Annotated in this window: 23 protein-coding genes; 3 read left to right on the plus strand and 20 right to left on the minus strand. The window is 37.6% G+C overall.

Translation table 11 applies throughout. The features are described from left to right. Window positions 1-40: 40 nt before the first annotated feature. The 18 genes from MJG50_RS03165 to MJG50_RS03250 form a co-directional block, all read right to left on the minus strand. Complete coding sequence (locus MJG50_RS03165) at window positions 41-490, minus strand: flavodoxin (protein ID WP_240252600.1); 450 nt, start codon at window positions 488-490, stop codon at window positions 41-43. 42 nt (window positions 491-532) lie between these two features. Next, window positions 533-2,428 carry a heavy metal translocating P-type ATPase gene (locus tag MJG50_RS03170; protein WP_240252601.1) on the minus strand — a complete coding sequence of 632 codons (1,896 nt, stop codon included), beginning with the start codon at window positions 2,426-2,428 and terminating at the stop codon, window positions 533-535. Between the two features lie 13 nt (window positions 2,429-2,441). Further along, a complete protein-coding gene (locus MJG50_RS03175; protein ID WP_240252602.1) occupies window positions 2,442-2,666 on the minus strand; it encodes a heavy-metal-associated domain-containing protein in 225 nt (74 codons plus the stop codon). A 245-nt stretch (window positions 2,667-2,911) separates the two neighbouring features. Next, window positions 2,912-3,607 (minus strand): respiratory nitrate reductase subunit gamma, encoded by a 696-nt coding sequence (gene narI, locus MJG50_RS03180; RefSeq protein ID WP_240252603.1) that lies wholly within the window; start codon window positions 3,605-3,607, stop codon window positions 2,912-2,914. A 37-nt stretch (window positions 3,608-3,644) separates the two neighbouring features. Continuing rightward, entirely contained in the window at window positions 3,645-4,247 is a 603-nt protein-coding gene (gene narJ / locus MJG50_RS03185) for a nitrate reductase molybdenum cofactor assembly chaperone (protein ID WP_240252604.1), read from the minus strand. After that, window positions 4,244-5,746 (minus strand): nitrate reductase subunit beta, encoded by a 1,503-nt coding sequence (gene narH, locus MJG50_RS03190; RefSeq protein ID WP_240252607.1) that lies wholly within the window; start codon window positions 5,744-5,746, stop codon window positions 4,244-4,246. Before narH ends, narJ begins: the two co-directional genes overlap by 4 nt. Further along, window positions 5,736-9,416 (minus strand): nitrate reductase subunit alpha, encoded by a 3,681-nt coding sequence (locus tag MJG50_RS03195; RefSeq protein WP_240252609.1) that lies wholly within the window; start codon window positions 9,414-9,416, stop codon window positions 5,736-5,738. Before MJG50_RS03195 ends, narH begins: the two co-directional genes overlap by 11 nt. Then, complete coding sequence (locus MJG50_RS03200; protein ID WP_240252611.1) at window positions 9,397-9,690, minus strand: hypothetical protein; 294 nt, start codon at window positions 9,688-9,690, stop codon at window positions 9,397-9,399. The genes MJG50_RS03195 and MJG50_RS03200 overlap by 20 nt, the downstream gene beginning before the upstream one ends. 19 nt (window positions 9,691-9,709) lie before the next feature. Then, complete coding sequence (locus MJG50_RS03205) at window positions 9,710-10,021, minus strand: hypothetical protein (protein ID WP_240252613.1); 312 nt, start codon at window positions 10,019-10,021, stop codon at window positions 9,710-9,712. A gap of 44 nt (window positions 10,022-10,065) precedes the next feature. Then, a complete protein-coding gene (locus MJG50_RS03210) occupies window positions 10,066-10,488 on the minus strand; it encodes a hemerythrin domain-containing protein (RefSeq protein WP_240252615.1) in 423 nt (140 codons plus the stop codon). A gap of 227 nt (window positions 10,489-10,715) precedes the next feature. Continuing rightward, the gene (locus MJG50_RS03215) at window positions 10,716-12,215 is read right to left on the minus strand and encodes a nitrate/nitrite transporter (protein WP_240252619.1); all 1,500 of its coding nucleotides are present in this window, start codon (window positions 12,213-12,215) and stop codon (window positions 10,716-10,718) included. A 140-nt stretch (window positions 12,216-12,355) separates the two neighbouring features. Next, window positions 12,356-12,793: a YueI family protein gene (locus MJG50_RS03220; protein ID WP_240252621.1), complete on the minus strand. Its 438-nt coding sequence runs from the start codon at window positions 12,791-12,793 to the stop codon at window positions 12,356-12,358. A gap of 23 nt (window positions 12,794-12,816) precedes the next feature. Beyond that, window positions 12,817-14,013 carry a class I SAM-dependent rRNA methyltransferase gene (locus MJG50_RS03225; RefSeq protein WP_240252623.1) on the minus strand — a complete coding sequence of 399 codons (1,197 nt, stop codon included), beginning with the start codon at window positions 14,011-14,013 and terminating at the stop codon, window positions 12,817-12,819. A gap of 160 nt (window positions 14,014-14,173) precedes the next feature. Next, window positions 14,174-14,917, minus strand: coding sequence for a DUF4230 domain-containing protein (locus tag MJG50_RS03230; protein WP_240252625.1), 744 nt, complete (start codon window positions 14,915-14,917; stop codon window positions 14,174-14,176). A gap of 179 nt (window positions 14,918-15,096) precedes the next feature. After that, window positions 15,097-15,807, minus strand: coding sequence for a class I SAM-dependent methyltransferase (locus tag MJG50_RS03235; RefSeq protein WP_240252626.1), 711 nt, complete (start codon window positions 15,805-15,807; stop codon window positions 15,097-15,099). 103 nt (window positions 15,808-15,910) lie between these two features. Continuing rightward, on the minus strand, window positions 15,911-16,966 hold the full coding sequence (locus tag MJG50_RS03240) for a tellurite resistance/C4-dicarboxylate transporter family protein (protein WP_240252627.1): 1,056 nt from the start codon (window positions 16,964-16,966) through the stop codon (window positions 15,911-15,913). Between the two features lie 19 nt (window positions 16,967-16,985). Continuing rightward, window positions 16,986-18,422: a DEAD/DEAH box helicase gene (locus MJG50_RS03245; protein ID WP_240252628.1), complete on the minus strand. Its 1,437-nt coding sequence runs from the start codon at window positions 18,420-18,422 to the stop codon at window positions 16,986-16,988. A 100-nt stretch (window positions 18,423-18,522) separates the two neighbouring features. Beyond that, on the minus strand, window positions 18,523-19,254 hold the full coding sequence (locus tag MJG50_RS03250; RefSeq protein WP_240252629.1) for a Crp/Fnr family transcriptional regulator: 732 nt from the start codon (window positions 19,252-19,254) through the stop codon (window positions 18,523-18,525). Window positions 19,255-19,551: 297 nt separating this feature from the next. Between MJG50_RS03250 and MJG50_RS03255 the strand changes: the two genes are divergently transcribed. The 3 genes from MJG50_RS03255 (at window position 19,552) to MJG50_RS03265 (ending at window position 21,855) form a co-directional block, all read left to right on the plus strand. Further along, a complete protein-coding gene (locus tag MJG50_RS03255; protein WP_240252630.1) occupies window positions 19,552-19,986 on the plus strand; it encodes a GAF domain-containing protein in 435 nt (144 codons plus the stop codon). Between the two features lie 110 nt (window positions 19,987-20,096). Continuing rightward, the gene (locus MJG50_RS03260; protein WP_345893194.1) at window positions 20,097-20,750 is read left to right on the plus strand and encodes a response regulator; all 654 of its coding nucleotides are present in this window, start codon (window positions 20,097-20,099) and stop codon (window positions 20,748-20,750) included. After that, window positions 20,743-21,855 (plus strand): PAS domain-containing sensor histidine kinase, encoded by a 1,113-nt coding sequence (locus MJG50_RS03265; RefSeq protein ID WP_240252631.1) that lies wholly within the window; start codon window positions 20,743-20,745, stop codon window positions 21,853-21,855. The genes MJG50_RS03260 and MJG50_RS03265 overlap by 8 nt, the downstream gene beginning before the upstream one ends. Before the next feature lie 59 nt (window positions 21,856-21,914). Here the strand turns inward: MJG50_RS03265 and gnd are convergent, their stop codons facing one another. Continuing rightward, window positions 21,915-23,327: an NADP-dependent phosphogluconate dehydrogenase gene (gnd, locus tag MJG50_RS03270; protein ID WP_240252632.1), complete on the minus strand. Its 1,413-nt coding sequence runs from the start codon at window positions 23,325-23,327 to the stop codon at window positions 21,915-21,917. 124 nt (window positions 23,328-23,451) lie between these two features. Then, complete coding sequence (locus MJG50_RS03275) at window positions 23,452-24,003, minus strand: HD domain-containing protein (protein ID WP_240252640.1); 552 nt, start codon at window positions 24,001-24,003, stop codon at window positions 23,452-23,454. Window positions 24,004-24,248 lie beyond the last annotated feature (245 nt).

Consider the following 24,248-nt stretch of genomic DNA (forward strand, 5'->3'; position numbering starts at 1 on the left):
AAAAAAGAGTACAACATGAAGTTGTACCTATTTTTGAAACTTATGATTGTGAAATAATTCTTCCAAATTCTTCACCATATTTTTTACAAATTTCTTGATCTAGACTATTAGGAGTAAGTTCTATTTTTAACGGTTCTTGGATAATATCTGTACCACGTTCTACTAGTTTTTCTCTTAAAGAATCAACTGCACCACCAAAATGGCTATATAATGAACTACACGAGCCAAAGACAGCACACCTTTTGGAAGAAAGATCAAGCTCATCCAACTCCTCATAAAAGTCGAGGAACTCATCAGGTATTTCTCCTTCACCCCATGTGTAGCTTCCTATCATGATTCCATCATAATCAAGCATTTCATCTGGAATAGCTTCAAAACTATCCTTCACAACAACCTGTAGCCCGGCTTTTTGTATGCCATCTGCTATTGCAGTGGCCATCATCTCGGTATTGCCTGACATACTTGTATAAATGATTATGACCTTCTTCATAGTCATCACTCTTTCATCCGGTATTAATCATTTTTTTCCTGCTCATACTTTCTTTTCAATTAAAAATTGCTTAATATGTTTTATTCTAGTTTTGTGTTGATTGTCATAGTTTACAAGTCGAATTGCATTAAGAATAACGAGTAATACACTTGCCTCGTGAATGAACATACCTGTGGCTAAAAATACCGTTTTTGCAAGCACTCCTATTAGCAGAAATGCAACTACTGCCACAGCAAAATACATATTTTGTTTCATATTTTGAACCGTGACTCTCGCCAGTTTTACCGCTTGACTCAACCGATCCAATCGGTCAGACATTAACACAACATCTGCCGTTTCCATGGCTACATCTGTACCCGCACCACCCATCGCGATCCCCACATCTGCTGCTGCGATTGCAGGGGCGTCATTGATTCCATCTCCAACCATTGCCACTTTATTGCCTTCTTTTTTTAGTTGATTGATGATTTGAACCTTTTGTTCTGGAAGTAATTCAGCATAGTATCCGTCTAATTGAAGCTGGTGTGCTGTTTTTTGTGCTGTTGCCGAATTATCACCCGTGAGCATTACAATTTTCTTTATACCAATTTCTTTTAATTTCTCTATCGATATGCGGGCTTCAGAACGTATCTCATCTGAAATTGAGATAACCCCTACAATTTTATTATTTTTTGCAATCATTACAGCTGTTCTTCCCATCGTTTCTTCTGAGAAAATGTGAGTGTTCATTTCTTTTGATAAAATAATATTGTTTTCTTCCATCAACTTTCGGTTACCTATCTTGATGATATTCCCGTTAATTTCTGCTTGAACTCCTTTTCCTTTTAATACTTGGAAATCTTTTGCTTTATCCGTAAAGATGAATCCGTTTTTCTTCGCCTCATTTACAATCGCTTTACCAAGATGATGTTCAGAAAAAACTTCCGCTTCTGCACTCAGGATTAACAATTCTTTTTTTGATAGTCCATACGTTTTAATAGTAGAAACTTCAGGTGAACCTACCGTAAGGGTTCCTGTTTTATCGAAGGCAATCACATCAACCTTCGCGAGGCTTTCCATGACTTCTCCTCCTTTAATCAGGATTCCTTTCTTTGCTCCATTCCCAACTCCTGCAACGATTGAAACAGGAGCAGAAATCACAAGCGCACCTGGGCAAGATATAACTAAAAAGGTTAACGATAATGTTAGATCTTTTGTAAACAGATAGACGACAAGTGCTAAAAATAGAATACTCGGTGTGTAATAGGCTGCGAATTTTTCTAAGTATTTTTGTGTGCGCGCTTTTGTATCCTGTGCTTCCTCTACTAATTGTAGGATCTTTGAAAAGGTTGTGTCTTCTCCAATTTTAACTGCCTCTATTTCAAGAAAACCAGTATCAAGAATCGTACCACTATACACCGAATCCTCCTTGGCCTTTTGAACAGGGATTGCTTCACCGGTTATTGTAGCTTCGTTGACACTTGCATTTCCACCAAGTACTTTTCCATCAACGGGGATTTTTTCCCCAGAATGTACAAAAACAGTATCCTTTTCCTTCACATCCTCTGCAGCAATTAGAATCTTTTCTCCTTTTTGTAACACCCTCGCATGTAAAGGTGCCAGCTCCAATAAGGATTTTAGAGAGGATCGTGTTTTTTCTAATGTTCTAGATTCTAAATAGGCACCAAGTAAAAACAGGAATGTAACAGCTGCTGATTCGATATATTCACCTATGATGATTGCACCTGTTACAGCAATAGTAACAAGTAATTCAATACTAATTATCTTTAATCGTAATGATTGAATTGCTTTCATTACAATTGTGTATCCCGCAATTACTGTTGCTAAAAGTAGAAATATATTTGCTAAGGTCAGTTGGTCGTTCCACCTTAAAAGTAATGCAATCGCGATCAATATTCCTGATACAATAACTAGATATTTTTTTTGAATTTGTTTCATTATTACCACCCCGCTAATTTTCAATTTTTAATGATTGAACAGGATAGCCTAATTTATTTAATATCCCAGCGAAGTATGCTGGTGTAACAATTGCTTCTTTATATGCGACCTTTACTTTTCCAGAGTTGAATAACACGGAGACATGATCTACACCTTTTTGATTTGTTAATGCCTTTTCTATTTTTTGTATGCAGCTTGGGCATGTTAGTTCTTCCATTTTAAAAGTGACAGTTTTCATTCTTTTTCCTCCTTTTGTTTTATTACCTTGATCATACAGCGATTGGGAGGAGGAAACATTGACAAGGGTCAATTTTGAAGTTTTATTTTTTAGCCCAGCCATCCATCATGCAAAACAATAAAGAAAACTCGCCGATTGGCGAGCCTTTAGGCGAAGACAGAGGCGTTAGTTGCACTTATGCGGATAAGAAAGTTATACTTTCTTAACTGCCAAAAAAGAGAAGGCATCTAGCCTTCCCCATAAGTTTAACGAGTATTTTTATTATATCCATTACGGGATCGATATTGTTGTGGAGCCCTTGTTGGGTATCGTGCAGGAAAACTAAACATATGAACGAGCTTCGTGAATGGAATTGACGCAAATAATAAAAACGACAATACGATATGCACTTTGAACAAGGTTGGAACTCCCAACATTAACTCGGACTTTGGATGGAATGTGAATAAGCTTCGAAACCATGGACCAATTGTCAACCGATACTCATAAGAAACAACCGTCGTATTATAGATCAATGTCATATACGTCCCCAGTCCGGCAATAATGAGCAGTAAGATGATCGCAAAATAATCTCCAAATGAAGTATGAACGCGAACCTTCGGAAATGACCACTTACGGATCAGCATTAAAGCAAGACCAAATACAACCATGAGCCCCGCAATACCGCCACCAGCAATAGCACCAATATGATACATATGCTCATTTATTCCAATTGATTCATAAAACTCCATTGGGATTAAAACACCCATTACATGTCCGATAAATGCAAAAATAATCCCATAGTGAAAGACGACCGACGCTATACGCAGCCATTTTTTCTCAAAAATTTCTGTCGATGGAGCAGTCCAGCTTTTCCCTCGAAATGTAAAGCGGTAAAATGTGGCGATAATTAGGATCATGCCACAAATATAAGGAAATATAGTCCACCAAAAAATTTCCTCCATCTCACGCCTCCTTAAAACTAAATAGTGCCTGGCACCTTTATTGGTACATCATTGGATACGGTAATTCTTCTAGGTCTGCTTCCTCACGTTCGTCTTCTAATAGAACAATGTCTTCTGATGCAGGGGCTTCGAAAACAAACATCATTAATAGGTCTACTACTTGTTGGTAAGGATTGCTGCTAGGAAGACTTTTCAATATTCGATGGATTGCAAAAGCCATCCTTCGCGAAAGACTATCGAATACTCCATCTTCAGGCGCAACAACTAATAACTCGAGTAGCATTGGAATATAATCTGCCAAATCTTTACCTTCATATTCAAACCCAATTTCATAAATCATCCTTTGAAGTTTAATTAAGGCAGTGCCACGTTTACGGCTATCACCTAGTTCATGTGCTGTTAAGTAAAGACCTGTTTGCTCCCTATAATCAAAGGTTTCAACATATAGCTCTTGTAATTCAATTAGGCTCATTTCATAAAGGGGCTTTATACGTTCAAAAACCTCGTTACGAATATTTGCAGATGAAATGTGCTCGTTTGTGATACCTTCAATAATTGATTTTTCTTCATAAAATTCCCTTGTAGGGTAGTCCAAAACACGCGACAAAATGATTAAAATAGCTTTTGCTTCATTTGTCATTGATTTCCACTTCTTTCAAATGGATATGTTACCATACCTTCTGGTGGAGCTAAATCCTCAATACTGCATGCACCTTGTTTATAATGTAAATCATCATCCATTTCGCGACGTGCTGTTGGAATCACAAAACGTTCATTATATTTCGCGACGCCTAGTAGTCTAGCCATGTCTTCCAATTCTTCTGCCGTTGTACCTGCTTCCTCAAGTAACTTGCTCTTCTTCATTTCATCGACACCACCGACTGTCTTTGCACGCATATGGACACGCATTGCTGCCATTTTCAAAAGAACCCGGCGAATGACAGAAGTATCATCTGCCGATAATATTGAAGCTAAATACTCCATTGGAATTCTCATATCATCTACAGCAGGGATATACCCGTCAGCGCTTAACTCGTTTTCATTTGTAATGTGATTCATGATTGGGCTAAGTGGTGGAACATACCAGACCATTGGCAATGTTCGATATTCTGGATGTAACGGCAACGCAATTTTCCACTTCATTGCCATTTTATAAATTGGTGATTCTTGTGCACTTTCAATCCAGCTTTGTGTGATACCTTGTTCTTTCGCTTTTTCAATAACCTCTGGGTCGAAAGGATCTAAAAAGACAGATAGCTGGGACTCATACAAATCCTTCGGATCTTCTACAGATGCTGCTTCTTTAACTCGATCTGCATCATATAAAACAACCCCAATATAGCGGATACGTCCAACACATGTTTCCGAACAGATTGTTGGAAGCCCGGCTTCTGTACGCGGGTAACAGAAATTACATTTCTCCGCTTTATGTGTATTCCAGTTATAATACACCTTATGATATGGACAGCCATTCATACAAAAGCGCCAGCCCCGACATGCATCTTGATCAACAAGGACAATCCCATCCTCATCCCGCTTATATAAAGCACCTGATGGGCACGATGCCACACAAGAAGGATTTAAACAATGCTCACAAATCCTCGGCAAATACATCATGAACGTTTTCTCGTACTCCATTGCAATATGTTCTTGTAATTTTTGAACATTCGGATCCATTGGGACAACTTCACTACCACCGGCTAGATCGTCGTCCCAGTTTGGGCCCCATTCCGGCTTATCCATAAATTTACCGGTTATCATCGATTTCGGACGTGCAACAACTATATTTTTCTTCCTCGGACTCTTGTGAAGATGTTCAAAATCATATGTCCATGGTTCATAGAAGTCATCGATTTCAGCCATATTGGGATTGTAAAAGATATTTGCCAGCTTCGAAATGGGTCCACCCGCTCGCAAACTCAACTTCCCATTACGTAATACCCAGCCACCTTTATAGCGATCTGTATTTTCCCATTCCTTTGGATAGCCTGGACCCGGGCGTGTCTCAACGTTGTTAAACCAGACATACTCTGTACCAGGACGATTTGTCCACACATTTTTACACGTTACTGAGCAAGTATGACAGCCAATACATTTATCTAGGTGCATGACCATTGCAACTTGTGCCTTAATCCTCAAGCCAATCGACCTCCTTTAATGGACGGACAATCGTCATTGTGTCCCTCTGGCTACCAGTTGGTCCATAATAATTAAATCCGTAGCTAAGCTGTGAATATCCACCAATCATATGCGTGGCTTTCGGATAAATTCTTGTGACACTGTTATGTGTTCCACCACGATTCTTATTAATTGTATTACCTGGTACACCCATCGTCCGATCTTGTGCATGATGCATGTAGACAGCTCCACGCGGCATCCGGTAAGTCAGGACTGCCCTTGCTGTTACAACACCATTACGGTTGTATACCTCAATCCAATCATTATCCTTAATACCAATGGCTGCCCCATCTTCCTCATTCATCCATACTACCTGCCAGCCACGGAACAATGTAACCATATTTGTAGTATCTGTAAACATCGTATGAATTCCCCACTTTTGGTGAGGTGTCATATAGCGCAGCGTTATTGACTTTCCACCATTTTCAACTTCCTTATCCCCCTTAATAAAAGGTCCCTTATTAATTGGTGGGAGATATAATGGGAGTCCTTCACCATAATCAAGCATAACCTCATGATCAAGGTAAAAGCTTTGGCGCCCTGTTAGCGTATGCCACGGAATATGGTACTCTTTATTCACTGTAAATGGTGAATAACGTCGATTGTCATTTTCCAATCCACTCCAAACTGGTGTCGATATTGCCTGACGCGGTTGAACGGTTAACGCATCTAATGTATAGTCCTCTTCTTCACGCCCTTCAGAAATATGAGCTAGCTTTTTGCCAGTCTTTTCCTCCATCGACTTCCAGCCTTCGACCGCACGCTTTCCATTTGTCGCCCCAGACATAAGCAGAATCGCATTGATCGCTTGTTTATCGGAATACAAGGACGGGTAGCCTTTTCCAATCCCTTCATGTTTTGAGGTTCCTAGACGATCGAGTAACTCTTTGTATACTTTTTCACCTGGAATTCGAACACCCTTTGTCCCATATCCATTTTTAATATTTGGTCCAACAGTTATCCACATATCATACACATTTGGATAATCGCGTTTTACAAAGTTGAAATTCGGCATTGTTTTACCCGGTATTCCTTCAACTTCACCTTTCCGCCAATCCTTCACCTTACCAAATGGTTGTGCAATTTCATTAATTGTGTCATGTGCAAGTGGTGATATGACGATATCCTCTTGTGCAGGTAGGTGATCCTTAGCAAGTTCTGAAAATGCCTTTGCAATTTCTCGGAAAGCATTCCAATCACTTTTTGTATCCCAAGGCGGAGTAATCGCCGCATTAAATGGATGCACGAACGGATGGAGATCTGTGCTGCTTATATCATACTTCTCATACCATGTTGCCGCTGGTAGAATAATATCTGAAAATAAACCCGAACTTGTCATACGAAAATCCATACTTACAAAAAGATCTGTCTTCCCTTCAGGTGGTTTTTCAGTGATATTCACATCCTTAGGCTGCCACGAAGTTTCAACATCTGAAAAGACTGAATCTGTTGAGCCTATTAAATGCTTTACAAAATATTCATGTCCCTTACCACTGTCCCCTAATAGGTTTGAACGCCAATTAAAAAAGACACGCGGGAAGTTTCGTGGGTCATTCGGATTTTCAATTGCCCAATCCAATTTTCCTTCTGTAAGTTGTTTGGCAATATCCTCTGTAACACCTTTGTCGTCACTATTACGTGCACGCGCTTCCTTCATAACATCTAATGAATTTTGCGAGAACTGCGGGAAGCTTGGTAACCAACCTAATCGTGCAGACATTGCATTAAAATCAGCAGGGTGCATTTTCGAGTATTGGCTGCCCCATTCTGTTTGAGTATCATCAAAGTCATATTCATAGCGGAACTGCTCAGTTACAAAATAAAAGAATGAGGTTCCATTCATAAATCTCGGTGATTTCACCCAATCATTTGCAAAGGCGATTTGTGAGAAGCCCTCCAATGGACGAACCTTTTCCTGACCGACATAATGAGCCCAACCACCACCATTTACACCTTGTGAACCAGTCAGTAAGACGAGGTTTAAAATTGATCGGTAAATTTGATCACTGTGGAACCAGTGGTTAGTTCCTCCACCCATTGCAATCATTGATTTTCCATTTGTTCTGGCAGCATTATCTGCAAATTCCCTTGCTACCTGGATTACGTGAGCCTTGTTAACACCAGTAATACTTTCTTGCCATGCAGGAGTATATGGCCTATTCGCATCATTGTAATCGGTTGGATAATCTCCTTCTAGACCTCTACTAATACCTGTATGGGCAAGCATTAAATCAAAGACGGTCGCAACAATGAGTTCATTGCCGGATTTATCCTTAATTATTTTATAAGGCACACCACGTTCGACTTTCCCACCTTCTTTTTCAGCAAAGTATGGGAATTGAACCATCGCAACACCATCTTTTTCATTAAGCAAGCTTAGCTTCGGATTAATAGATGTACCATATTCTGTTGTTAGATCTAGATTCCACTTGTTACTATCATCCCATCTGAACCCTTGGCTACCATTTGGAGCAACAATTTTCTTTAGGTTGTCGTCCCAAACAACTGTTTTCCAATCACCTAGTTTTTCTTGATCATCCATGTCAGATGACCGTAAGAATCGGTCTGAGCGATAGACACCATCTTTTTTATTCAATATGATTAGGTATGGGAGGTCTGTGTATTGCTTTGCATAATCCATAAAATATGGTGTTTCTTTGTCCACATAAAACTCTTTTAATATAACATGTGTCATTGCCATGGCGAGTGCACCATCTGTTCCTGCCTTAGCTGGTAACCAAATATCTGCAAACTTATCATATTCAGCATAGTCTGGGCTAACACCCACTACTTTTGTTCCGTTATATCGGGATTCAACCATAAAGTGTGCATCAGGTGTTCTCGTTTGCGGAATATTCGTACCCCAAATAATGAAATACTTCGTATTATACCAGTCACCACTTTCCGGAACATCAGTCTGGTCTCCCCAAACTTGTGGAGAGGCTGGTGGTAAATCTGCGTACCAATCATAGAAACTTAGAATTGTTCCACCAATTAATGACAAGAATCTTGTCCCACCGGAATAACTGACCATTGACATTGCAGGAATTGGACTAAAACCAGCAATTCGATCTGGACCATAATTTTTAATTGTATAGATTGAAGCAGCGGCAATCATTTGACAAAGATCCTTCCACGAACCGCGGACAAATCCTCCTTTTCCTCGAGCCTTCACATATTGTTCGCGTTTTTTTGGATCTGTCACAATATTTTCCCAAGCTTTTACTGAATCCACGGATTGCGCTAATTCATTTTTCCATAATGCATAGAGGTCACCACGAACATATGGGTATTTCACTCGAGTTGGACTATATGTATACCATGAGAAACTTGCTCCACGAGGGCATCCTCTTGGCTCATAATCTGGGAAATTATCACCTGTCGATGGATAGTCTGTCTGCTGAGTTTCCCATGTGATAATCCCATCCTTCACATGAATTTTCCAGCTACATGAGCCAGTGCAATTCACTCCATGTGTCGAGCGAACAGTTTTATCATGGCCCCAACGATTCCGGTATACTTTTTCCCAATCACGCGGGCGGGGATTCTCTTCAGTCCATCCGTCATTGATTCGTTCTCCACGTGTTAAATGCTTTAATGCGTGGAGTAGACTATTTTTCTTCTTTTCCATCGATTCTATCCCTCCCTTGGGTATCCGCTAACGGGTTAAAATCTTCTCCCAATAGTCGGAACGAACTTTCTCGTGACTGAAAATCTTCCAGAAAGACATCCCAATTCGTCGCATTTGCTGCTGCCAAAATAAGCCTTTGCAAAATATGATAGTCTTCTATTTCATAAATCTGTTGAATCATCTCACCTGGCAATTGACCAAACCTCATTCGCAATACTGCAATTAAATCCTCCCTGTCATCGACAAGTAGTGAATCATTTTCTACTGAAAACACTATTTAATTCAACTCCCTCCTAAGGTTTGACCATTTTAAAATAGTCTGAAATTAATTGATTCTTACATTTATCAGCTGTTTCTTCAAAAAAATGGGTAATCTTTTCGTCGGGATTTTTTGCTTGTTCAACACTAATTTGTGTTGACACTGATTGTGAAAAATCATTTGAAAACCTCAATTTAAGTTCATAGCCAGTTTCGTTTTTCAGCATTGTCCCATGGATATCATATGGATGGATATTATATTTCGAAAATGTTTCCACCATTCTTTGATATAAGGCTGGTGCCGCAAAACGCAATAATCTCTCCTCTATTACGTATTCTTCACTCATCTTCATCCCCCATTTCCGAAAACTGCCTTATTTTTCCTGACTTATCATTTGCTATTTGCCAAAAGTTTATTCATTTCATCTTCATTATGTATTTCGTCGATGATAACTAGACTATCTAACAATGTAATCATGTTATAATCTGGTTCTTGTGTTGCTAAGCGCATTTTTATATTTTCAACAATACGACGCATTAAATCATGATCCCTTGTTAATTGATTAACTAGTTTCTCAAGTTCAGGTTTTTCCTTTAGTATATCTTGGTATAAACCCTCCTCTTCTGCTTCAGCATGCTTCAAGGTTCGGGATTCCCAATGTTCAATTGCTACCTCTGCAACTTGTAATGCCTTTTCCTTTTCACCATCTTCCAAGCATTTTCGAAATAATTCTCGAAGTTCCTTCGCCTCATGAAGCGCTGCTTCATGTATAGATGAATGTGAATCCTGTTTACGCAAACTCGGTCCTGACATTATCCTTTCACCACCTTTTATTAGGTATATATTACCTTTTATAAATAGTATACAATATTTAGAATTCACTTACATTACCCAAAGGATACTTACCTAATAGATAAATCCTTATAAGCCTTTCCAAATCCCCCTTAGATAAACTTTATTCATCTATTTTTCTTAAGAATATGAAAAAGGTGTGAACAAAAGAAGAGCTAAAGATTATTCTTTAGCCCTTCACTTTCAATTTATATATTCTTTCTAGACAAATCACTGAATAACCCTAGATAATATTTCACTTCCCCAGCGTCATCCTTCACTTCACTAATTGTTAGCCATTCTAAATACAACTCATTATTTTTTCGCTTATTCCATATTTCGCCTTGCCAATATCCTGTTTCCTGAATTGATTCCCACATCTTATTATAAAAATCCTCAGAATGTTTTCCTGACCTTAAAATACTAGGTTTTTTTCCAATTGCTTCTTTCGATTCAAATCCAGTTACTTCCGTAAACGCTTTGTTTACTTTTTCTATAATACCCGATGTGTTTGTGACCATCATACCTTGAGCAATACTTTCATATAGTTGTGATTCTATACTTAACTTTTCTATATAATACATCCACACAACGATAACTGAGCTTGAAAGTGAAAACATTGCAAGTGACATGAATCCTATCGCATAATGTTCAGTAATATTAAATACGATCGATAGAACAATTGGTGGGAAAAATCCACCTAACCCCCCCATTGCAGATACAATTCCATTCGCAATTCCTGCTTGTTTTGAAAAATAATAGGGTACAAATTTAAAAATTACACCATTTCCAATTCCTGCACAGAAGGCAACCGTTAAACAGCCGATTGTATATAATGTTAAATTCGGTGTAAATGACAGTAATACCCCTGAAAAGGTAAGTGCCCAAAACACAATAAATAAGATTAAAAATGGATTAAATTTATCTCCTAACCAACCACCAATTGGTCGCATTAGAGTGGCAAGTGTTATAAAACCAGCTGTTCGTATTCCTGCATCTACAGAGGTTAATTCAAAATTTGATACTAAGAAATTCGGTAGATAAACCGTAAAAGCCACAAATGAACCAAATGTGACGAAATAAAATAGGCTTAAAAACCACAACTTTTCATTTCGATATACACTTTTAATTTGTCCTAGTAAAGGCTTATTTACCTTCGCTTCCTTTCGATCACCAAATGCAAAATTTAATAACGCAAACAAAATAATGGGAACTAAGAATAATCGGACTGTATTTTCCCAGCCAATATTGTTTGCAAGCATTGGTGCAGAAAATGAAGTAATCGCAGTCCCGATATTACCAGCACCGTAGATTCCATTAACAAATCCATGGCGTTCTTTCGGATAATATTTCGGAAGGGATGTAACTCCAATTGAAAAAATTGCTCCACCCATTCCAAGCACTAGCCCACCAATAATTAAATCCATTAGTGAGTCGGCAATACTTATGTAAAATACCGGAAATAACAATATAAGGAAACTAATCACAAATAGGATTCTTGCACCGAACTTATTTGCCCAGTACCCCAATAAAATTCTCATTAAAGAGCCTAAAATAACTGGAATTGCCGTAACTAAAGCAACCTCATTGTCGGATAGTGGAATATCTTTTTTTATGAATGGTATCAATGACGAAATCAGCACCCATGACATAAAACCTATAATGAGACTTGATGTTTGTAAGGGCAGCTGCCACTTTTGTAATTTCATCTATTCATTTTTCTCCTTTCAAATTAAGTGATTTCTCAAATCAGGTTTATTATATATTCGATAAGGAATGAACTATTCCTTTAGTTTGTGAAATTAAAAGTATTTCAATCATCTTTCGCAAAAAAAGAAGGAACATCTCTCTATTTTTTAAAAGCCTTTTTAAAAATAGAGAAAAGTCCCTTTGAACTTTTTTCGGACGGAGTATTTTCCTTTTTAGTTATATATATTTCATCCTTATCGATGGCATAATCATACGCTAACACGAGGCCAAGCTCTGAATTATATTCTTTATTTGTCACCAAAGTATAGGATAGCTTATTCCGCTCAGCATGCTTTATATATTTCGATAAATACCGAAAATCCATATTCCCATTCAAATACAAATGAGCTTTTGGGTTTATTTTAAAGGAATCTACCACCTCTTTATATACGTTTACTTCCCTAACCTGTGCTGCTGTCAGCGCCATGACGACCCGCTCCCGAATCGTACCAAGAAATTTTCGCCTCTCATCCGGCTTAATTTCCTTTTTCCCATAAATCCCTTGTTGAAGATAGTCATCAACATTCGATTTTCCCACTTTTTAAACCTCCTATTCGGACGTTATAATTTATTAATAAATACAACCTTTAAGTAATTTCCTTCTGGGAACTCCTTGATTGTTTTAAAATCAATCGGAAGTGAATATTCCTCAAGAATCTTATATCTGCTTCCTGTTTCCTTACATGCAGTATCAATAAATCCTTTAAATTTGTCCATCCCAAATGAGCTACTATTTGTTGAGGCGACAATTATTCCATTCTTCTCAGTAATGGAAATGGCCTCCTTAAGTAGATTTTTATAATCCTTTTCTGCACTAAAGACGTGCTTTTTAGACCTTGCAAAGCTTGGAGGGTCAAGAATCACCATCTCAAATTTCAACTTCTTTTTAACAGCATACTTAAAATAATGAAAAACATCTTCAACAATAATATCTTGTGCTTCGTAGTCAATCCCATTCAGACTGAATTGCTCGATTGTTTTGCTTAAGCTTCTATTCGCGAGATCAACACTAGTTGTTTTTTCTGCACCACCTAAAGCCGCAGCTACAGAAAAAGCACCTGTATACGAGAATGTATTTAATACGGTTTTACCCTTAGCATATTTATCACGGATTGTTTTTCTTACATCCCTCTGGTCTAAAAATATGCCGACCATCGCACTTTCGTTCAAATAAACTGCATAATTGATCCCATTTTCTTTCACAATAATCGGGAACTCACCCCGATCACCTGCAACAAAATCATCTTCTTCAATATATGTACCTTTCGTATCAAACCGTTTCTTTTGATAAATAGCCTTAAATGAAACCAATTTAGATAAGGATTGGATAATATATTCGCGAAATTCATAAATCCCCTTACTATACCAGTTTATTAAATAGTAGCCATCAAAATATTCAATTGTAAAACCACCGATTCCATCACCCTCACCATTGAAGACACGGAATGAATTTGTTTCTGTACTTTTGTAAAAGGAATCCCTAGCAATTATTGCTTTCTGTAGTTTTTTTTCAAAAAAGGACAGATCAAACTGTTCTTTTTCCTTGCGACTAAGCACCCAGCCATATCCCTTGTTCTGTTTTCCATAATATCCTTTAGCTATAAACTGATTTCTCTCATCAACTAATGTAATGACCGTTCCTTCCTCTGTCACATCATGTAAATTAATGATTGCCTCTTTTGTTATGAGTGGGTATCCACTTTTATATTTATTAATAAATTTTGATTTTACTTTCAATTGAATCTCTACTGTATTCATCATTTCATCCCATCTAAAATATTATTTGGTTTGTGTGCAAAAGATTACAACTTAATCTACCTATTATCTCATTTTACCAATGTCTGGACTATATTAAACTTTTAGAAAATAAACGAAGGCCCGAATCCTTGCTGTGTTACGATGGATTCAGGCCTATTATCTATTTATATGTTACTTTCACAGTGTAGTCGAGGTTACCGAAAAATTCATTAAGAACTTTTTCTGCATTTCTTTCAGCTGTTTGTAATAAACCAAATTCAACGGCTTCTTCCTCAATCTTAGTTTGTGCTTCTGCGGCAAGGTCAAATCCTTCCGCCCATTTTACCTCTCCCCGAAATAAACCTTCATCGGAGAATGTCCTTACTTGATCCATCTGTATGGAAGGTTCTTGAATAAATGTTGCAGCCGGAAGTTTAATTTCTAGTTTTTTTGCTTTTTCATCGACCTTAATATCCTCTTTTGTGATCCCTTTTAAATCAACCCCAGCAATAACTGTTGCTGGAACAACTAATAATAGTTCCCGCTTTGTCCCTGGAATATTCAAATTAATTTCTTTACCGAAAAGCATATTATCCTCTTGTTCAATAATCACTTTCATATGTGCCTCAGCAGTGGCAAGCGTCGCTAAATCCTGAACTTGTTCGACAAAAGTAGTCGTTTCTTTTTTAAATGTACTTCCTGAAAATATCCAGATTGCACCTGCTATGAATATAGCTAGTAGTAGTAAAATAGCTATCATTCTAATACCCCAAAATTTGAAAAAGAGCTTAAAAACTGATTTTGCTGGATTGGGGATTTTTCCTTTATGCCCAAGGGCTACGGTTGCGGTATTCTCTTCCTTTCCTGCCTTTAACTCGTTCAATATCGTCTCTATTTGGAAGATGGCTTCATCTTTTTTATTCAAATTTGTACTTCCCCCTTCAAGCTAACTTCACTTCTGAAGTTATCATACTATTACTTACTATTTTACTATAAAACTAGACTCGATTGAGGGGGAAGTTTTACATCATTCGACATATCTTCCCAATAAAAGAGACTCCATCAATGGAATCTCTTTTGATATAGCCACCTATCCTCAGAAATCTACCAGCATTTAAAAACACAATACCCCAATTGCCCACCATATTTCTCCGTCAAATCAATATGCTTAAAATATACATCGACATACTCTTGACCAAGCTGAAATAAATCAAATTCAGCTCCATGTTCAACATCATCCTTATGTTCTTCTGCAAGTGCACTCCCAATCATTTCAACATTTACAAAACCAGCTTGCTTGAATGCATCCTGCCACTCTTCCTCTGATAAAAGACTTTTCACCTGATAGAAGTCTTCAATCTCCTCTATTTCAGTTTGTGTCATAGGAGAAATTCTTGTCATTTCAATTGCGATAAATTCTCCATCTTCAGCCAATACACGCTTATACTCTCGTAAAGATTTTCCGATATTTGTGAAGCTTGTTACAGATTCAGATAAAACATAATTGAATGTTTGATCCTTAAAAGGTAGATTTTCTGCACTAGCTTCCACCACCTTCACTGGAAGACCCATACTTTTTAAGTTATTGCTTGCTTTTTGAACCATTGACTTATGATTATCACATGCCGTTACGTCACAGCCATATACACTTGCAATATATGTGGCTGTTTGACCAATCCCACAACCAACATCAAGAACTCTGTCCTTCTCTGCCAGTCTTTCATTCGCTAAAATTGATTTTGTTAATGACAAACCACCAGGGTGTGCACCATTTATTTCGGCAGCTGCTAAAAAATCCAAATAAGTGACCCTCATCATTATCCCACCTCAAAACTCATTTCTATAGAATATGATTAATTTGAAATGGGGTTTCAAATAAAAAAGACCATCTCCCAATAAGGATAATGGTCTGAAACATCTAGTAGCTTTTACTTACCTTTTTAAGCCCTTTAATGTCTAAGTATAAATGATGAATAAGTCCGATAAATACTGTAACCCACGCCACTAAAGCAATATAGACCATAAATTGCGGGATCACCTCAAGAAACGGCACCTTTATCGCTTTTGAAAGCTGGAAGGTACTGGTCGTATACATGGCAAGTGGAAAGGCCATTCCCCAAAATTGCGGCTCATAAGTTAACGGATAATGATGATAGACATGTCTCCATATCATTAATATAAATAATAACGGAATCCACCACGTTCCTGTAATCCAGAAAAACAAGGTGAACCCTTTTATAAAAGGTGTGATTTCCATAAGTAAGGGCCAATCTTGTGTATTTAATATCAATGTTGACCCTGCTAGCGTTGTAATCGCAACAGCCCCCATATTAATCCAATACGGCGGTGTTAGTGCTGAAAACTTTAACTCTAGAAATGTAAATCGGTAAAAGATTAGGGTAATAATGTTAAGGTATAGCATACACCCTAAGAAATACATGCAGAGTGTAAAAAATAAAATAATTCCCTTCCCATTCTCAACATGAGTTGAAAGCAAAGTACCTAAAATCGAAACTGACTGTGTTGCAACTGCTGCGATCAACCACGCACCATTAATCCCTTCTGCCAATGAAGGCTTATCCTTTCGAACAGTCACAGCTGTGAAAAATGTATACATGACAATGAGCCATAAAACAATTCCGAGTGACCATAAGTAAATGGCAAACTCATAATTTTCCCCAACGACGATTAATTGACTTCCAAACATACATGTTCCAGCAACTAAGGTGAAAAAACCTGTTCCAAGTGAATGGCTCGTTAAATCTGCGAGTAATTGTGGAAAAAACCAGATAATTCGTATGATCGTCAGAATCCATAGAAATACGTAGGCAAACATATTAAAATACAACATAATATGTGCTAGAACTTCCATTCCTAATAAATGAGTTGCAATCGATAAAGCTCCCGTTGCCATTACCAATGCAAAATAACCTGGAAAAAGAGTAGCTGCTTTTTGTTTTATAAAAGAAATCATCTTACCACTCCTCTCCAATTTACTTTTTTGCAATATGTACCTTTAATAACTTCCCTTTAATCGTTGTATTTTTCATGGCTTGTAAAACAAGTGAACCTTTGCCATTTAAAATATCAACATAAGTAACATTCTCTTGAATTGTAATAATCCCAATATCATCGGCTGATACACCTCGCAGTTTCGCAATTGTACCCACGAAGTCCACTGCACGAAGCTTCTTTTTCTTTCCACCATTAAAATATAGCTTCATAATATCTTTATTAAGTTGCTCACTTTTATCCTTTTTTAGCTTAGGCAACGCAATCTGACTTCTTGTAAAAACAACAGCCCCTTGTGCAACTTCCTCAATTGTCGGAACTGTTCCCTTGCGAATTTCACAACCAATAAAGCTTTCAATGTCCGCTACATATTTTAGCTCTTGGTTTGTAACAAAAGTGATCGCCTTCCCCATCTCACCAGCCCGTCCTGTTCTGCCAATACGATGGACATAGCTTTCCTTTTCTAGCGGAAGATCATAATTAATGACGAGTGAAATATTCTCGACATCAATACCCCTTGCGGCAACATCTGTTGCAACTAAATAACGGAATTTTCCTCTTTTAAAATCATCCATAACTGCAAATCGATCCTCTTGAATCATCCCACCATGAATTTTGTCACATGAGAAATTCAATTTCTCCATTCTCTCCAAAAGCTGATCAACCCTGACTTGTGTCCGACAAAAAATAATACAGCTATCAGGATTCTCTACAGTTGCGATATCAGTTAATAAGGGAAACTTAGCTTCCTCTTCAACATCTAAAAAAGAATGATCAATTGAATTTGTTAAAAGACCCGTACCTTCTATTACAATATGAGTTGGCGTTTTCATATATGTTTTAGAGAGTTGTTCAATATCTTCAGGTAATGTTGCCGAAAAGAGCATCGTCATTCTTTCGGTAGGAAGGGATTGAATAATCGCTTCTACTTGTTCGATGAAGCCCATATTTAGCATCTCATCTGCCTCATCAATTACAAGATACTTCACTTTCTCTAGTGATAACGTTTCTTTTTCAATATGATCCAGCACTCGACCCGGTGTACCTACGACAACATGGTTTTTTTGTTTTAATTCAACCTTTTGCCTCTCAAATGATTGCTTCCCGTAAATTGCTGTTGCTTTAATCCGTTTAAACCGGCCAATATTCGTAATATCTTCCTTTACTTGCGCAGCAAGTTCCCTTGTTGGAGTGAGAACTAGAGCTTGTGGCTTGTTCTCCTCCCAATTAATCAGCTCACATAATGGAATAGCAAAAGCAGCCGTCTTTCCACTCCCTGTTTGTGATTTTACTACAAGGTCCCTTCCTTTGAATGTGATTGGTATCACTTCACTCTGAACCTCGGTCGGTTCATCATAGTTTAAGCCTTCCAGTGCTTTTAAAATATTCTCACTTAATGGATAATCATTAAACCTCATGTAAGTACCTCTTTTTTAATTTAGTATGCAATATCTAGAACCTTTCCATTATAACAAAAAAAGGCACCAACCCTGTTTGAAAGAGTTGGCACCCATTATATTAATGAGTATGATTTACACAATCACAAATATCATATAAATAATCCAAACGGCGAATTACTATTTTACGATCAATCATTTCAATCACGCCTTCTCGTTTCCATGCATTTAGAACTCGATTGACACTTTCTCTTGATGTTCCAATAAAATCACCGAAATCTTTGTTCGTCAATTCAATTGAGATTAAAATACCTTCCGCACATTTTACCCCGTAAGTTGTTGTTAATTTAATGATGGTTGAAGCAAGGGCACCAGTTTTATCATAAAAGAGGAAATCATATAATTTATTTTGAGTAACACGCTGTGACCAGCCAATCCAACTCATAAATTCTACCGCAAAGTTCCCGAATTCATACATGAGCTTTTTAAGATCGCTCATAAGAATTACGCCAATCTCAGCATTTTCAGATACTTCCGCACGATAGCTATAGTAGAGAGCATTATTAAATCCACCAATTTCACCCAATAAACTACCTTCTTCTTTTATTGAAAGAAGAAATTCCTTACCACTCTCTGAAGATGTTCTAAGTTTTACTCTGCCTGATTGGATATAATACATTTTATCTACTTGTTCACCTTCCCAAAAAAGGTGGTTCCCTGCTTGAACTTGTATCGTACGCATGATTCCTTGTAGTTTATTAAAATTATCTTTTGATAAAAAATTATTTATTCTTTCATTAACCGTCTCTATATGTGAAATATCATGTTTTACTTCTTGGATTACCATCGCCATTTTGTTCAAACCTCCCGTACAAACTTTATGCTTTAATCATATCTCGCTAGTGTTAAATATGGTATCAGGGGAAATACTGAACTTTAACCTCTTTTTTCCCCATCTTTAGTTACGTGATTTTCTCTATTTCAATGCTAAACTTACTGTATTTGAGTAATTATCCGTGGGTGGCTTCATTTTTTACGGATATAAAGTTAGGGGAATTCCCTGACATACAATTTCAAAAAAAAGAATTACAATGAGTGTAACTAAATCCCATGTGGAAAAGTCACAATGTAGTGGCAAGGGGAGATTATTGTGGAAGTATTGAATATAGACATTGAACAACAATTAAAAAAACTTATTGCGACAACTTCGAGTGATTTTTCTGCACTTGCATGTATAAAAGAGCTTGATCATACCATTCACTGGAAATATGCAACTGGGAATAGTAATGAGCGCTTTCGTCATATGGTTGGTAAACCGGGAAAAGGTATCGCAGGGTCTGTTTTTCGTTTTGGTCGAGAAATTGTGCTTGATCAGGACACCGTCGGATATGACAAAATAAGACTTGGATATCCAATCATGCTTGCTGAAAATTTACTGGCTGCTATCGCCGTGCCACTCTTTGCTAACGGAAAAATAAGGGGTGTACTTGTAACTGGATCACGTTCCATTCGCAAATATACGGTCGAAGAAATCAATCAAGTAAAAGAAACGGCAGGTTACCTTTCTTCTATTTTTAATCATTAAATATAGCAAACTACTAATGAATCCCATTGAAAGGATTCATTTTTTTTTATATGATGGGAGTAACGTGTGAGATAAATCACACCACAGATTCTCGTTAGGGGGAAGAAATTGTGGTTAAACTATTAGTCGTGGATGACCATGCAGTTGTTCGTTCAGGACTCATGATGCTATTGAACGGTAAAAATAATATAGAAGTAGTTGGTGAAGCATCAGAAGGTGATGAAGCAATAAAAAAAGCGGTTGAGTTAAAGCCTGATATTGTATTAATGGATTTGAGCATGCCCCACGGGAAGGATGGCTTAACTGCAACCCACGAGCTGCATGAACTCCAGCCAGATATCGCAATTTTAATATTAACTATGCATGATGATGAAGAATACTTATTTCGGGCAATTCAAGCAGGTGCATCAGGATATATTTTAAAAAATGCACCACATGAGGAATTGTTATCAGCGATAAACTCAGTATTTTCTGGAAATGCATATTTAACTCCTTCCGCTACAAGGGCCCTCATGAGTGGTTTTGTAGACCGAGCTAAAAATGGCGATAATGGAAATACATTTGACAATTTATCCGAACGAGAAAAGGAAGTTCTTGAATGGATTGCAAAAGGCTATTCGAATAAAGAAATTGCAGAACACTTGGTTATAAGTGTGAAAACAGTTGAGTCACACAAAAGTAATTTAATGGAAAAACTTGGTTTAAAAACCCGACCAGAGTTAGTCAAGTACGCCATGAAGAAAGGGTTGCTACATTTTGAGTAAGATTGATCGCCTTAAACACCAATCAGAAATTGGTGGACCAAACGTTGTCGAATTACTAGCAAATCTTGACGTCCATATTCAAGACCCTGAATTTAAGTTGAGTGTCGGAAATTCCCTTAAAAATCTTGCAGATCTAACTTTTGCTTTAGATGAATCATCCATTGTTGCAATTACTGACCAAAAAGGAAAAATTCAATATGTGAATAAGCGTTTCTGCCAAATTTCAAAGTATTCAAAGGAAGAACTAATTGGCGAAGACCATAGAATCATTAATTCCGGTCATCATAGCAAGGAGTTCATGCGTAAGCTTTGGAAAACAATTGGGACTGGTCAGGTATGGCATGGTGAAATTAAAAATAAAGCAAAAGATGGTTCCTATTATTGGGTAAATACGACAATTGTTCCTTTTTTAGATGACAACGGAAAACCCTATCAATATTTAGCGATTCGTGATGAAGTTACGAAGTTAAAAGAAGTGCAAGAAGAGCTTAAAATTATGATGAATCGTGTTATAGGGATTCAAGAAGAAGAAAGAAAACGAATCTCACGTGAATTACATGATGGAATCGGGCAAAGTATGTTCGCCCTACTTATTCAACTGGATCAGCTTATTAATGAAAAACAAGATGAAAAGCTCGAAGAATTAAGGCAAAACGTTTCTTTTATGATGGAAGATATACGCGTCCTTGCCTGGGAGCTCCGTCCATCTGTCCTCGATGACTTAGGTGTTGTTCCAGCAATTCGCAAATATGTTGAGAATTACTCACAGCACTATGGAATTCATGTTGACCTTGAGTGCACCTTACGCACTCGACTCGATATTCAGAAGGAAACGACCATATACAGAGTGATTCAAGAAGCCTTAACCAATATTGGCAAATACGCTAATGTTTCTGAAGCCGTTGTTACCATTCACGAATTAGATGCAATGGTTGAAGTAGTGGTGAAAGACGAAGGCCAAGGATTCATTCGTGAATCTAAAGGAAATGGTGTTGGACTTTTCAGCATGGAGGAACGTGCAAGGAATGTTGGCGGTACTTTCGAGATCCAGTCTGAACTTGGTAGAGGAACAGAGGTAAGGTTTACTGTACCAAAATCAAATTAAACAAGAGGCGAAATTAGCATCACATAACGCTAATTTCGCCTCTTTTTTGTCATCATTTTTTATTCCATCCAGTTTGTGTGGAATACTCCTTCTTTATCAACACGTTGATAGGTGTGAGCACCAAAGTAATCCCGTTGAGCCTGCAATAAATTTGCTGGGAGCGTTTCAGAACGATAGCTATCATAGTAAGCAACAGCACTTGCAAACGCAGGTACCGGGATTCCTCTCTCAATTGCGATGACAAGCACTTGACGTAGCGCATGCTGATAGCTTTCAACAATTTCTTTGAAATATGGATCCAATAAAAGATTTGCTAATTGTGGATCATGGTCGTAAGCATCTTTAATTTTTTGAAGGAATTGAGCCCGAATAATACAACCACCACGGAAAATCATTGCAATATCACCGTAGTTAAGATTCCACTCATACTCTTCAGATGCTGATCTCATTTGCGCAAAACCTTGGGCATATGAGCAAATTTTACTCATATATAAAGCCTTTCGAACGGCTTCAATCAATTCTTCTTTATTCCCATCGAATGGTTTGTCAGCTGGTCCTGTCAGCATTTTACTTGCTCTTACTCTTTCTTCTTTCATCGCAGAAATAAAGCGTGCAAATACTGATTCTGTAATAATTGGAAGTGGAACCCCTAAGTCTAACGCATTTTGACTTGTCCATTTCCCTGTCCCTTTTTGACCGGCTGTATCTAGAATCACGTCAACCATTGGTTTCCCTGAGTCTTCATCAACTTTTGTAAAAATATCAGCAGTAATTTCAATTAAGTAACTATCTAGTTCACCTTTATTCCAATCAGCAAAAACGTGATGAAGCTCATCTGCTTGTAAACCGAGAACATTTTTTAAAATATTATATGACTCACAAATTAACTGCATATCACCATACTCGATTCCATTATGAACCATTTTTACATAATGACCTGCACCATTTGGACCGATATATGTACAGCAAGGCTCTCCCTGAACTTTAGCTGAAATTGCCTCAAGGATTGGTTTTACAAGTTCATATGCTTCTTTTTTACCACCAGGCATAATGGAAGGGCCCTTTAGTGCTCCTTCTTCCCCACCTGAAACACCAGTACCGATAAAATGGAAGCCTGCTGTTTCTAATTCTTTATTACGTCTAATCGTATCTTGGAAGAAGGTATTTCCACCATCGATCAGTATATCTCCTTCATCTAGAAAAGGTTTCAATGATTCGATTGTTGCATCAGTGGCTGCACCCGCTTTAACCATTAAAAGAATTTTTCTCGGTACCTCTATTGAATTTACAAACTCTTCAATCGTACTTGCACCTACGAAATTTTTACCCTCCGCCTCGTTCTTTAGGAACTCTTCCGTTTTTTCATAAGAACGATTAAATACTGCAACCGAATAACCCCTGCTTTCTATATTTAAAGCGAGATTTTTTCCCATTACCGCTAATCCGACAACACCTATTTGTTGCTTAGACATCCTAACTTCTCTCCTTTATTGAAACTTTTTTGTTAATCTAGATTTTACTACATCTTCCTAGTTAACTATACTTTTTTACTGGTTTTTAAGAATTATTCTGAATTATAACTTTATATCATTCTTTTTACAAATTATATTTATCGCCAAAAAGAATTTCTACTGCATTTTCCAACTCCTTTAATAGTGGAAATGTAGATTCGAAGCCTAGGCTTTTGATGATACTGCGGTAATACCATTCCTGCTTGTCTTTTCCTCTATTAAATCGCTCCCACACTTGATCACCTTCATGCTCAAAATCACGAATGATGGATTGAACATTATGTAATTTATCAGCACATGACACTACTCGAATATCTTCTGGAGCTGTTTTTAAAAATTCAATCGTATGCTCTTTTCGTTCATCCCATGTTAGCGACTTATCTGGTTCAGAGCAGCCCTCTACAATCGTAGAAAGAGTCCGACCAAATGTTTGTTCAATATCATTTAATGTAAGCTCTGTATCCTCTACCGTATCATGCAAGATTGCTGCCGCAACTAGCTCATCACGATAACCTGCTTTCATCAGAATTAGGCCCACCGAAATTGGATGGCTAATGTAAGGAGTCTTCGTCCGTTTCCGATACTGACCATCATGCGCCCTACTCGCCATAACTATTGCCTTTTCAATTATATCCACTGTAGTCCCCCCTTATCCAACAACATCTTATCATAATGTGGTAGGGTTATCCACAATATCCACAGTTGTGTCGGGCATCTTATTTTCTGAGTGTAGTGAGCATTTATTCTGAGAACGAGCATATTTCTGCAGGAGCTTGCATTATTCGCTTAATGACCGTATTTTTGAAATAACGGCCGTATTTTTAAATTGATCATGCACCTGTCAAGTAGACACTCTTAAAAACAGCCATTATGCCGATTTTA

Origin of the sequence: Fredinandcohnia quinoae, assembly GCF_022427965.1 — a bacterium.
GTDB lineage: Bacteria > Bacillota > Bacilli > Bacillales > Bacillaceae_L > Ferdinandcohnia > Ferdinandcohnia quinoae.

Excerpts from the sequence above, each read along its gene's own strand:
- MJG50_RS03195 (WP_240252609.1), bottom strand. The coding sequence starts at position 9,416 with ATGGAAAAGAAGAAAAATAGTCTACTCCACGCATTAAAGCATTTAACA.
- MJG50_RS03250 (WP_240252629.1), bottom strand. The coding sequence starts at position 19,254 with ATGGCGATGGTAATCCAAGAAGTAAAACATGATATTTCACATATAGAG.
- MJG50_RS03215 (WP_240252619.1), bottom strand. The coding sequence starts at position 12,215 with ATGAAATTACAAAAGTGGCAGCTGCCCTTACAAACATCAAGTCTCATT.
- MJG50_RS03240 (WP_240252627.1), bottom strand. The coding sequence starts at position 16,966 with ATGATTTCTTTTATAAAACAAAAAGCAGCTACTCTTTTTCCAGGTTAT.
- MJG50_RS03225 (WP_240252623.1), bottom strand. The coding sequence starts at position 14,013 with ATGAATACAGTAGAGATTCAATTGAAAGTAAAATCAAAATTTATTAAT.
- MJG50_RS03205 (WP_240252613.1), bottom strand. The coding sequence starts at position 10,021 with ATGAGTGAAGAATACGTAATAGAGGAGAGATTATTGCGTTTTGCGGCA.
- narJ (WP_240252604.1), bottom strand. The coding sequence starts at position 4,247 with ATGACAAATGAAGCAAAAGCTATTTTAATCATTTTGTCGCGTGTTTTG.
- MJG50_RS03165 (WP_240252600.1), bottom strand. The coding sequence starts at position 490 with ATGAAGAAGGTCATAATCATTTATACAAGTATGTCAGGCAATACCGAG.
- MJG50_RS03210 (WP_240252615.1), bottom strand. The coding sequence starts at position 10,488 with ATGTCAGGACCGAGTTTGCGTAAACAGGATTCACATTCATCTATACAT.
- MJG50_RS03235 (WP_240252626.1), bottom strand. The coding sequence starts at position 15,807 with ATGAGGGTCACTTATTTGGATTTTTTAGCAGCTGCCGAAATAAATGGT.
- narI (WP_240252603.1), bottom strand. The coding sequence starts at position 3,607 with ATGGAGGAAATTTTTTGGTGGACTATATTTCCTTATATTTGTGGCATG.
- MJG50_RS03170 (WP_240252601.1), bottom strand. The coding sequence starts at position 2,428 with ATGAAACAAATTCAAAAAAAATATCTAGTTATTGTATCAGGAATATTG.
- gnd (WP_240252632.1), bottom strand. The coding sequence starts at position 23,327 with ATGTCTAAGCAACAAATAGGTGTTGTCGGATTAGCGGTAATGGGAAAA.
- MJG50_RS03245 (WP_240252628.1), bottom strand. The coding sequence starts at position 18,422 with ATGAGGTTTAATGATTATCCATTAAGTGAGAATATTTTAAAAGCACTG.
- MJG50_RS03175 (WP_240252602.1), bottom strand. The coding sequence starts at position 2,666 with ATGAAAACTGTCACTTTTAAAATGGAAGAACTAACATGCCCAAGCTGC.